Here is a 6,265-nt window from a genome sequence, read left to right on the forward strand (position 1 = left end):
GCTGATGCGTTCTGATCCGTTCCGCTTTTTGCTTACTCTCCCATGACCTGAAACACGATGTCCCGCACCCGATCCCGGGTGTCGCACTCCACCAAGGTCAAATTCTGCCAGGGTCCCAGCGTCATTCGTCCCGCCACAATGGGCACCGTGATGAAGGGGGACAGCAGCAGCGCCTTGATGTGGGAGGAACCGTTGTCATCATGCCAGGTGTCGTGGTGCTGATAGTGGATCACCCGGCCCTTTTCGTCCCGGTAAGGGGAAAACACATCCAGCGCAGCCTTCAGGTCATGCCCCACCAGTCCCGGCTCAAATTCCAGCGTGGTCAGCGCCGCCACGCCGCCGGTGGTAAAACCGGTGATCGCACCGTTCCGGATATTCTTCTGCCGGGCTGCCTCCTCCACCGCATGACGGAAATCCTCTGTGACGTCGATCATGCCCATGTGGGCCTTGGTGTGGTAGGTCTTTGTCTCCGTATAAACGGCCATTGCCGTATCCTCCCTGTTTTCAGCTTGTGTTCCGCCGTCTGTTCAGCGACCTTGAAGGAAACCGCCGACGTTTTTTGCTTATTCCTCCGGATCCGGCAGCAGACAGTCCACCGCCGCCCGGTCCGTCCGGATGGATTTGCACAGAGCGGAGACCGCCTTGTGCCGGGGATCGTTCTTGTAGGCTTCCAGCGCCGCCTGATCCGCGAATTCCGAGATCAGCACAGCGTCATAGTCGCTGCCCTCCATGCCCCGGAGGACCTGACAACTTTTCAGCTCCGGGATGGCCCCGTAAAGCCCCTGCAAGCCAGTGAGGAAAAGGTCCCGCTCCGCCTCCGTGCCGGGGCGGAATTTCCACATCACGATGTGCCGCAGCATCAGGCGCCTCGCTTTGCGTTATAGGCGGCAATGCCCTTGCCCAAAAGCTGAATGGCCCGGCGCAAATAGTCGCAGTTGTGGACATAGGCGATCCGGATTTCGCTGCGGCCATCGGCGGGATCGGCATAGAAGCCGCTGCCGGGGGCGTACATCACCGTGTCACCGTTGTCCTCAAATTCCTCCAGCAGGAAATACTGAAGCTTTTCCACATCGTCCACCGGCAGCGTTACCATCATGTAGAAGGCGCCGTCCGGCGTATGGAACTTGGTGCCGGGGATCTTGTTCAGCTCCTCTACCACAGCGTCCCGCCGCTTCTTGTACTCGTCCCGGACCTCCTTGAAGTAGGAAGGCTGCACATGCTCGTACATGGCGGCGGCGCCCGCCTGATCGAGGGTGGCAGTGCACAGGCGGCCCTGGCACAGCTTCATGGCCTCGGCCATAAATTCCCGGTTCCGGGAAATGATGGAGCCAATGCGGGCGCCACAGGCGGAGAACCGCTTGGAAATGGAATCCACCACGATCACATGATCCTTGATGTCCTCCATCTCGCAGAAGGTACCCATGGGCTCGTCATCGTAGATAAATTCCCGATACACCTCGTCCGCCACCAGGAACAGGTCATGCTCCTTGACCACGTCCGCGATGACCCGCATCTCCTCGTGGGTCAGCACCAGACCGGTGGGGTTGCCGGGGTTGGTGACCAGAATTGCCCGGGTGCGCTCGTTGATCTGGGATTCGATCAGCTTCCGGTCCGCGAAGCGATAGCCGTTGTCAGCGGAGGTGGGAATGGGATGGATCACGCCGCCGCTCATAAACGTGAAGGTATTGTAGTTGGCGTAGAAGGGCTCCGGCACCAGCAGTTCATCGCCATCGTCCAAGATACAGGCCATGATGAATTCCAGGGCCTCACCGCCGCCGGAGGTGGCCAGAATGTCCTCCCGCTCCAGCTTCACGCCCAGTTTGGCGTAATAGCCCCGCACAGCGTCGATATAGGCGGGCAGGCCGGAGGCAGGTGCGTATTCCAGTGTCGGCTCCCGGAATTCCCGGACCGCCTGATAGAAGGACTCCGGGGTCTTTACATCCGGCTGGCCGATATTCAGATGGTAAATGGTCCGGCCTGCGGCAACTGCCTGATCTGCGCAGGGGTTGAACTTACGAACCGGAGATAACTGGCACTTCAAGATCTTACTGGAAAACTTCATGGGACTTCCTCCTCCAAAATGGAAAATAAAAATCGCCCCTGACTCCTGTCAGGGGCGAAAAAACTTCACGGTACCACCCTGATTTACCCGCACGCGCGCTGCGCGGGTATCTCATGTCATCCTGTAACGGGGATGGGTCGTCCCGCTCCTCGCGGGCTGCTCCAAAGCGGCGTACCATCTCTCCTGACCGGGGGCTTGCACTGTCCCCCCTCGCTGACGGTCGGTCTGAAACGGCTGACTTTGTCATGGCTTTTGTCGATTTGAAATTCATTATAGACACTTTCTGACATTTGTCAAGTGGAAAAAGCCTGTTAATTTTCAAACAAAAGGCGGCGGGAATTCCCGCCGCCTTTGTTATTCATCGCCTGTGTCAAACGGCGGCGCATCCTCAACTGCCGGAGCGCCCCCCATCTGCATTTCGTCCCACTGGGCGCGGGTGATAAGCAGTTGTCTGGGCTTGGAGCCTTCAAATGGTCCCACGATTCCCCGTTCCTCCATCTGGTCCACCAAACGGGCCGCCCGGGAATACCCCAGCTTCAGCCGTCGCTGCAGCATAGATACAGAGGCCTGTCCCGTTTCCAGCACCACATCCACAGCGGCGGGCAGCAGCTCGTCCTCGTCGCTGCTTTCCGTATCGGCGGCAGCGGAGGCACCCTTGCTGCCCTTGTTCTCCTTCTCCTGGACGGACTGCTCGATCTGGGCAATGACCTCCTGAGAGTAGTTGGCCTCGCCGGTCTCCTTCACATAGGACACCACGTCCTCGATCTCCTCCGGAGAGATAAAGCAGCCCTGAACACGGGTGGGCTTTCCCTCACCCAGCGGGGCGTAAAGCATATCGCCCTTACCAACCAGCTTTTCCGCGCCGGTGGTGTCCAGAATGATCCGGGATTCCAGAGAGGAGGCCACTGCAAAAGCGATCCGGCTGGGGATATTGGCCTTCATCAGGCCGGTGATGACGTCAGCAGAGGGCCGCTGAGTGGCGATCACCAGATGCACACCGGCGGCACGGCCCATCTGGGCCACACGACAGATGGATTCCTCCACCTCCTTCGCCGCCACCAACATCAGGTCCGCCAGCTCGTCAATGACCACCACTACGCTGGGCAGCTTTTCCAGATCCTCTCTGACGGCGGCCAGCTTGTTGTACTCCTCCAGCTTCTTCACGCCGTTTTCCGAGAAGGTCTTATAGCGCTTCATCATCTCAAACACGGCCCACTGCAAAGCGCCCGCCGCCTTTTTCGGATCTGTCACCACCGGGATCAACAGGTGGGGAATGCCGTTATAGGGGGCCAGCTCCACCATTTTCGGGTCCACCATGATAAAGCGCACCTCGTCCGGCGTAGACTTATACAGCAGACTGATGATGAGGGAATTGGTGCACACGGATTTACCGGAGCCGGTGGTACCGGCGATCAGCACATGGGGCAGTTTTTCAATATTGCCGATGATATTCCGTCCGCCGATATCCCGTCCCAAGGCGAAGGCCGTCTTGGAAGGATGCTCCACAAAGTCACGGGATTCGATCACATCCCGGATCAGCACCGGCGTCACCGTCTTGTTGGGCACCTCAATACCCACCACAGAGATTTTATTAGGCACGGCGGCAATACGGACGCCGCTGGCGCCCAGCGCCAAGGCGATGTCGTCCTGCAAATTAGTGATCTTGGAGAGCTTTACACCCTGATCCAAGGTAAACTCATACCGGGTGACCGACGGCCCGTGGATCACGTCGCCTGCCTTGGCGTCCACGCCGAAGCTGGCCAAAGTCTCCGCAAGGCGGCGAGAATTGTTCCGCAGCTCCGCCCCGGCAGCCATGTGGTTCTCCCCGCCATTTTCATGCAGCAAACTCACCGGCGGGTAGCGGTATTCCGCCTCGCTCCCCGCCATATTTTCAGCGATTTCCGCCGTAACCGCAGCTGTCTCCGCAGCTACGGCCTGGGCCGCCGCCTTTTTGGTCAGCGGCTCCTGCACAGCAGGTGCGGCAGCAGGCGCCGTCCCCTGCGCGGGAGTATTTACTGCGGCAGGAACCGGGGCATTCTCCGGCTGCTCCGCCGGCGTAGACACCACCACCGGCTCCATGGTGGGGATTGCCTTGGCCGGGGGCTGCTGGCCGATAGGCACCGGAGCCGGTGCGGGAGACGGATGGACCCGCGCATTGGCAAAGGGATCGCCCTCCTCCATCACGCTGACCACCGGTTCCGCAGTCCCGGACTGTGCCACCACCTGCGCCGGGGTTTTCTGCTTATCGGACTTATGCCGGAAAAAGCTGGTAAAGCCAGTCTTTTCCGGTTTGGGTGCCGGAGCATTCACCGGATCGTCCACCGGAATATCAATCCGGGACCGGGCGCTTTCTGCCGGGATGGCAGCAACGGTCTCCTGCGGCCGCTTCGCCTCTCTGACAGGCTTCTCCGGTTCCGGCTCCTCCTCGTACTTGGGCCGCTCCCGGTGCTTCTCGATCAAGGCCCCCACGGTGAGCCGCAGCGCCACCATAAGCAGCACCACAAACAGCACCGTAAAGATGATTATTGACGCGATTTTGGAAAATACAGCCACAGACCCCTGGCCCAGTGTGCCGGAGATCACGCCGCCGCATTTCAAGGCCACGCCGTCTTTCCACATGGCCGGAATGATCCCGATAGAGGAAGCATATGCCTCCTTCACCAGCAGCATGTGGCACAACGTTCCCAGCAGCACCGGCAGCAGCAGCGCGCTGGTCACCCGCAAAGTCACAGGCCGTCCATGGTGGAACAGCAGAATGCAGCCCGCCAGCACCAGCGCCGGTCCAAACAGCCAGTAGCCATACCCCAGCAGGCCCTTGATGAGAACAGCCAGCCAGTCAATGAAGATCGCGCTGATTCCAAAATAGCTGACAAATACGCACAGTGCTAGGACCAGGCATACCACGCCGCCTACCTCCCGGCGGATAGGCCGTGGCTGCGGCTTTTTAGCGGTAGTCCGGCTGCCGGATTTGCCGCTTGTTTTTTTTGTTGTTTTCTTCTGTGATGTGGAAGCCACGATCAAACCCTCCGCATATTGAAAAATCCATGGATGTGCCAAATAGACCTACCGAACTCGGGGTCACGCCCCGACCAGCGTCAAAATCACGGTCAGCAGACCTACTGCCCAGCAATAATAGGCAAAGGCTCCGAATTTTCCCTTTGCCGCAATCATCTTCAGCAGCCGGATGCAGGCATATCCCACAACAGCCGCCACAAGAACGCCCAGCAGGTACACCGGTACATCTTTCCAGATGACCTCACCCCCCAGTGCGTCCTTCAGGCTCAGAATATTCGCACCTAATACAGCAGGGATCGACATGATGAAGGAATAGCGGACCGCAAACTTCCGCTCAAAGCCAAGGAAGCAGCCCACGGAGATCGTCGTACCGGAGCGGGACAGTCCCGGACAGGTAGCCAGCGCCTGCGCAGCACCTACGATCAGTGCATCGGTCATCCGGGCACTATGCTCATTCTTGCGTCCCTTCCGTACCCGGTCCGAAGCGAACAGCAGGCAGCCTGTCACGATCAGCGCACCGCCTACCACATACAGATTACTGCTCAGACTCTCGATCCAGTCCTTGATTCCCAAAATTGCGAACAAGGGCAGTGTACCCACGATCACCAACAGGATCATCCGCCGCGCCGGAGGCACCGGAGTAGGCGTTGTGCCGTGGATCAGGTCACTGATCCCCCGGAAAAACTCCTGGATCATCTCCCAGATCTCCGGCCAGTAAGCCACAAAGACCGCCGCCAATGTGCCCAAATGCAGCAGGACGTCAAAAAATCCAGGCACCTCCACAGCGCCCTTCACACCTAATATCTGCTCTACGATTGCCAGATGTCCGGAGCTGGAAATTGGCAAAAACTCTGCCACGCCTTGAACCAAACCCAATAAAATGGAATGTAACAGCGACATAACATCACTTCCTCGCGAAATTTCATAAGTAAATTCATGATACCACACTGCGCGAAAAATTTCCAGAAGATTTTGGCAGTTTACATAAGTTTATCGCTATCATTTTCTTTGAAAAAGTCCGCTATTTCCAAAAGGAGCAAAAAAGCGACGGTCAAAAGACCGTCGCTTAGTGTTGGCGCTATCTATCTTCCCAGGCCGTTGCCAGCCAAGTATTGTGGACAGAAATGAGCTTAACTACCGTGTTCGGAATGGGAACGGGTGGACCCTCATCCTAATCAGCACCAACTA

General features: G+C 58.2%; 5 protein-coding genes and 1 rRNA gene. All 6 read right to left on the reverse strand.

Going from position 1 to position 6,265, the window contains the following annotated elements; genetic code table 11:
- Nucleotides 1-32: 32 nt before the first annotated feature.
- The 6 genes from H8Z83_RS09385 to rrf all read right to left on the reverse strand — a co-directional run bounded on the left by H8Z83_RS09385 (nucleotide 33) and on the right by rrf (nucleotide 6,263).
- The gene (locus tag H8Z83_RS09385; RefSeq protein ID WP_187014777.1) at nucleotides 33-485 is read right to left on the reverse strand and encodes a YjbQ family protein; all 453 of its coding nucleotides are present in this window, start codon (nucleotides 483-485) and stop codon (nucleotides 33-35) included.
- Between the two features lie 78 nt (nucleotides 486-563).
- Nucleotides 564-860 carry a Dabb family protein gene (locus H8Z83_RS09390; protein WP_187014778.1) on the reverse strand — a complete coding sequence of 99 codons (297 nt, stop codon included), beginning with the start codon at nucleotides 858-860 and terminating at the stop codon, nucleotides 564-566.
- Nucleotides 860-2,062 carry a pyridoxal phosphate-dependent aminotransferase gene (locus tag H8Z83_RS09395; protein ID WP_187014779.1) on the reverse strand — a complete coding sequence of 401 codons (1,203 nt, stop codon included), beginning with the start codon at nucleotides 2,060-2,062 and terminating at the stop codon, nucleotides 860-862. The genes H8Z83_RS09390 and H8Z83_RS09395 overlap by 1 nt, the downstream gene beginning before the upstream one ends.
- Nucleotides 2,063-2,416: 354 nt before the next feature.
- Entirely contained in the window at nucleotides 2,417-5,077 is a 2,661-nt protein-coding gene (locus H8Z83_RS20155; protein WP_187014780.1) for an FtsK/SpoIIIE family DNA translocase, read from the reverse strand.
- Between the two features lie 63 nt (nucleotides 5,078-5,140).
- Complete coding sequence (locus tag H8Z83_RS09405) at nucleotides 5,141-5,977, reverse strand: undecaprenyl-diphosphate phosphatase (protein WP_187014781.1); 837 nt, start codon at nucleotides 5,975-5,977, stop codon at nucleotides 5,141-5,143.
- A gap of 170 nt (nucleotides 5,978-6,147) precedes the next feature.
- Nucleotides 6,148-6,263 (reverse strand): 5S ribosomal RNA (gene rrf, locus H8Z83_RS09410).
- Between the last annotated feature and the right edge of the window lie 2 nt (nucleotides 6,264-6,265).

Origin of the sequence: Dysosmobacter segnis (genome assembly GCF_014297285.1) — a bacterium.
Lineage (GTDB): Bacteria > Bacillota > Clostridia > Oscillospirales > Oscillospiraceae > Oscillibacter > Oscillibacter segnis.

Bases quoted from the DNA above. Each gene is read 5' to 3' on its own strand.
- H8Z83_RS09385 (WP_187014777.1), bottom strand. From the start codon at position 485: ATGGCCGTTTATACGGAGACAAAGACCTACCACACCAAGGCCCACATG.
- H8Z83_RS09390 (WP_187014778.1), bottom strand. From the start codon at position 860: ATGCTGCGGCACATCGTGATGTGGAAATTCCGCCCCGGCACGGAGGCG.
- H8Z83_RS09395 (WP_187014779.1), bottom strand. From the start codon at position 2,062: ATGAAGTTTTCCAGTAAGATCTTGAAGTGCCAGTTATCTCCGGTTCGT.
- H8Z83_RS09405 (WP_187014781.1), bottom strand. From the start codon at position 5,977: ATGTCGCTGTTACATTCCATTTTATTGGGTTTGGTTCAAGGCGTGGCA.